Here is a 232-nt window from a genome sequence, read left to right as displayed (position 1 = left end):
ACTTACGTAAGCGCATACCCGACTTAAAAATTATTGATTATTCGCCTGTGCAAGATGGCAAAGTGTTTTTTGGTGCTTGGGTTGAAATTGAAAATGAGCAAGGCGAGACTAAAAAGTTTAAAATTGTCGGTCCCGATGAAATTTACGAGCGTAAAGACTATATTTCGATTGATTCACCAATGGCGCGAGCGTTGTTAAAAAAACAAGTAGATGACGAGTTTGACGTTATCAC

Annotated in this window: 1 protein-coding gene; it reads left to right on the top strand. The window is 38.4% G+C overall.

Going from position 1 to position 232, the window contains the following annotated elements:
- The coding region (locus AAEY62_RS25040; protein ID WP_350637207.1) for a GreA/GreB family elongation factor at positions 1-232 on the top strand (232 nt) is incomplete at both ends.

The sequence above is a fragment of the Pseudoalteromonas sp. GW168-MNA-CIBAN-0100 genome, from assembly GCF_040309225.1.
In the GTDB taxonomy this organism is placed as follows: domain Bacteria; phylum Pseudomonadota; class Gammaproteobacteria; order Enterobacterales; family Alteromonadaceae; genus Pseudoalteromonas; species Pseudoalteromonas arctica.
The sequence above is the reverse complement of the archived record's forward strand: the minus strand, read 5'-3'. Positions and strand labels throughout refer to the sequence as shown.